Here is a 3,596-nt window from a genome sequence, read left to right on the forward strand (position 1 = left end):
ATCAGGAAATGTGCCTGCAAGACTAGGCGCCATTTTTATAGATAAATAAATATTTTTAGGCTGTCAGCTTGCTGGCGGCCAGGACGCCAACGTGACCCCCGACGAAATCGACGCCAAGCTAAAGCGCTATTTACAGTTTTTGCAGCAAGACCCGGCCAATATCGATCTGCTGTGCGCCACGGTCGATCTGTGCCTGGCTGCACGACAGCATGATGAAGCGCTGCGACTGCTCGAGACGGGGCTGACGGCGCATCCGGACGAGGCAAGTCTGTTGCACCGCCGTGGCCTGCTGGCTCTGCGTCTGGGACAGGCCGATGCGGCACGGACCGCGTTCGCGGCCCTGGTCGAAGCGGGGCACGATGCCCCGGCACTGCGCTACAACCTGGCATATGCCAATTACCAGTCGGGCGACTACGCCGCGGCACGCGAGCTGTTGCAGCCCTTGCTCGAATTCGCTGCTGAGCTGCCGGCGGCGCCGCATCTGCTGATCCTGAGCCTGCATCAATTGGGCGAACTGGAAGAGGCAATTGCCCTGGCGCTCGAATGGAGCGCCAGCCGGCCTGACGATGCCGAACTGGCCGGCATGCTGTCCCTGCTCTATCTCGACGACGATCAGCTCGAAGCGAGCGAGCAATGGAGCGAACGTGCGCTGGCCCTGGCGCCCGAGCAGCCTTTTGCCTTGATTGCCGCAGGCTCCGCCGATTTGGCGCGCGAAGCGCCGCAGCAGGCCATCGCCCGTTTCGACAAGGTCCTGGCGCGCGATCCCAACGCTGGCCGCGCCTGGTCGGGACTGGGGCTGGCTCGGCTGTTCCTGTTCGAGCTCCCCGCAGCCCGCGAGGCGCTCGATCGGGCAGTGGCGCTGATTCCGGAGCACGTTGGCACCTGGCACGCCCGGGCCTGGGTGCAGATGCTGCAAGGCGATGTTGCCGGCGCCGAGGCCAGTTTCCAGGCGGCGATGGACCGCGACCGCAATTTCGGCGAGACCCACGGCGGTATGGCCATCGTGGCCGCGCTGCAAGGCCAGGACGAGCGGGCCGACGCTGCGCTTGCCCGCGCCAAGCGGCTGATGCCGGCGGGCTTCTCGGCCCGCTATGTCGAGCTGCTGCGTGCCCAGCAGCAAGGTGACCACGCCGGTGCCCAGCGCATCCTGAGCGAAGCGCTCGCCAGCCTGCGGCTGCCCAGCGGTAAATCGGCCGCCGATCTGGTGCAGCAACTGATGGCCAGGATGGCGCGCTGATTCCTGCTGTCCGCCGCCGCACCGCCAAGGGTGTCTTCTGATCGGCTTGGACAGCGGACGCCCAGGAGTGTCAGGCCGGCCTGGCAGGCAATCGGCTCAGGCATTTCCCTTGAATCCGACATGGCTTGCCGGGAAACGGATTCAAGCAGCAACGGGCTGACCATGCCGAACAGTATTTCCAAATTTTTTGATACCGCACTGCCATGGATAAATTGATGACCGACCTGAACCTTTTCGATAACGACGAACTGCTGGCACTGGCCCAGCTCGACATCGGCGCCGAGCGGCTTGATGCAGCGCTGGCCAAGCTGAAGACCCTCCTCAACCGCGAAGCCCCGCCGGTGGCCGCCCTGGCGCTGGCTGGCCGGCTCTATGCCCAGATCGGTCTGCTCGATAAGGCCCGTCTGCATTTCGAGCAATACCTGGCTTACCACCCCGAAGCGGTCAACGAGCGCTTCCAGCTTGGCATGGTCCATTTCGACGGCGGCAACAGCGAACACGCGCTCGAGCTGTGGGGTCAGGTGCGCGAGAGCTTCCCGCATCATCCGCCGGCACTGTTCTACAGCGCCCTGGCCATCGGTCGCGCCGGCCGCGACCACGAGGCGCGTGCCCTACTCCAGACCCTGCTTAATACCGCCGAGCCCGACAATCTGTACAGCGGCCGCGCCAAGGAGCTGCTGGCTTCGCTGGCGCACGAGCCCGAAGCGGCACCGGCCGATTTGCAGCAGATGGAAGTGCCGGACCAGTACCGCACCCAGCACTGACTGCCTCTATCCCGATAACCGGCCCGTCCGAGTACGGGCCGGTGGGTAGCGCTGCGCCATGATGATCCAGGAACCCGTCCCTGAGTTCGTCCCGCCTCAGCAGGAGGCGGCGTTATGGCACGCCTATCGCAGCTCGGGTGACCTGAACTGCCGCGACCTTTTGCTCGACCGCTACCTGCCCTTCGCCCGGATGTTGGCGGCGATCGCCTACCGGCAGCGCTACGGCGATGAGGCGGAGTTCGACGACTATCTGCATTTCGCCGCCGTCGCGCTGATCGAGGCGATGGAGACCTTCGACCCCGGCCGTGAAGTGCCGTTTACCGCTTTCGCCGCCTGGCGCATCCGTGGCGGTATCAGCGACGGGGTGGCGTCTTATTCCGACAAGCAACGTCAGTTGCAGGCGCAGCGCCGGTTGGCCCAGCGGATCGATTCGCTGGCCGAGGACGAGGCGGAGCCTTCGGTACGGCAGGCCTTTGCCCAGCTGGCAACGGTGGCGGTGGGACTGGCGCTTGGCATGCTGCTCGAAGACAGCGGGATGGTGGAGCCCGACGAGTCAATGCACTTTATCGCCCCGGCCTATCACCCGATCGAGCTCGAACAGCTGCGGCGGCGCATCCATGTCCATGTCGATCGGCTGCCCGAGCGCGAGGCGCGGCTGGTGAAGTACCACTACTTCCATGGTCTGCGTTTCGATGAGGTGGCAGAGCTGTTCGAAATCAGCAAGGGCCGGGTATCGCAACTGCACAAGCAGGCACTGGAGCGTTTGCGTCATCTGCTGAATCAGGAGTCTTTGCAGACCTTGGAATATTGAGTGGTCCCGTTGGACGGATTGGTTGCAGCAGAAAAGCAATATTTTTTATATTTATGGTATTTTCAAGACATTATCTGGCAAATATTTTGCAGATTATTTTATATCAGCGCTTTCCATCGAATAGATGGTGCATGGCCAGTTGCAGAGCCTTTTGCAGTGTCTCGCTGTTCTCGATCTGTTCCGCAACCTTGTCGACCAGCTGGCGAAAGCCGATGTCGTTGGTCAGCTGCTCGCCCAATTCCTGCAACAACACCGCTTCGACAAACGCCCGCAAAGCCTTGGCCTCGCGCTCCGGATCACTGGGCGGGATGCTGGCCACCCGGGCGGCGATACGCTGTTCCAGCGAGGTTTTCTTGGCCGACGTGGCGGGACGACGGGTCTTTCCCTCGGTGCGTCGGGCGGCAGTCAGACTGGAACGGATGGCGGAAACAATAACGTCGATGTTGGAAATGACCGGCATTCTACAAAAAACCTGAAGAACAATCAGAAACAAACCGCGGAATGCGGCTGCGCCCGCAGCATAACAGATCGGCCGTCAAGCCGCGTCGGCGCTGATTGACGGCAGATTGATGCCACGGTTCGCCTGGGTGCATCAAAAAAAACTTTAGCGGCCCCCTAAACCGACGGGCTGACGAGGCAGATCTATTCATTTGGAATGTTTCTGGATTTGTCTAGGCAACCGGTTGTCCCGGCGCATGGCCCGGGTAGGAAAACGTAAGGCAGATACGCCGTGGACGGAACCGGCGTTCTTCATTGAATAAATTGAACGAGATCAGGAAAAGAC

4 protein-coding genes are annotated in these 3,596 nt (G+C 62.0%); 3 read left to right on the forward strand and 1 reads right to left on the reverse strand.

Translation table 11 applies throughout. The annotated features are described in order from the left end of the window. Window positions 1–91: 91 nt before the first annotated feature. From ACFOW7_RS21245 to ACFOW7_RS21255, 3 genes are all read left to right on the forward strand, one after another. A complete protein-coding gene (locus tag ACFOW7_RS21245; protein WP_378168480.1) occupies window positions 92–1,237 on the forward strand; it encodes a tetratricopeptide repeat protein in 1,146 nt (381 codons plus the stop codon). Between the two features lie 215 nt (window positions 1,238–1,452). Continuing rightward, a complete protein-coding gene (locus ACFOW7_RS21250) occupies window positions 1,453–2,001 on the forward strand; it encodes a tetratricopeptide repeat protein (RefSeq protein ID WP_378168482.1) in 549 nt (182 codons plus the stop codon). 58 nt (window positions 2,002–2,059) lie between these two features. Continuing rightward, a complete protein-coding gene (locus ACFOW7_RS21255; RefSeq protein WP_378168484.1) occupies window positions 2,060–2,812 on the forward strand; it encodes a sigma-70 family RNA polymerase sigma factor in 753 nt (250 codons plus the stop codon). Window positions 2,813–2,915: 103 nt separating this feature from the next. Here ACFOW7_RS21255 and ACFOW7_RS21260 read toward each other — a convergent pair whose 3' ends face one another. Continuing rightward, complete coding sequence (locus ACFOW7_RS21260) at window positions 2,916–3,272, reverse strand: hypothetical protein (RefSeq protein ID WP_378168486.1); 357 nt, start codon at window positions 3,270–3,272, stop codon at window positions 2,916–2,918. Window positions 3,273–3,596 lie beyond the last annotated feature (324 nt).

The sequence above is a fragment of the Chitinimonas lacunae genome, assembly GCF_042650885.1.
In the GTDB taxonomy this organism is placed as follows: domain Bacteria; phylum Pseudomonadota; class Gammaproteobacteria; order Burkholderiales; family Chitinimonadaceae; genus Chitinimonas_A; species Chitinimonas_A lacunae.

Excerpts from the sequence above, each read along its gene's own strand:
- ACFOW7_RS21250 (WP_378168482.1), top strand. The coding sequence starts at position 1,453 with ATGACCGACCTGAACCTTTTCGATAACGACGAACTGCTGGCACTGGCC.
- ACFOW7_RS21255 (WP_378168484.1), top strand. The coding sequence starts at position 2,060 with ATGATGATCCAGGAACCCGTCCCTGAGTTCGTCCCGCCTCAGCAGGAG.
- ACFOW7_RS21260 (WP_378168486.1), bottom strand. The coding sequence starts at position 3,272 with ATGCCGGTCATTTCCAACATCGACGTTATTGTTTCCGCCATCCGTTCC.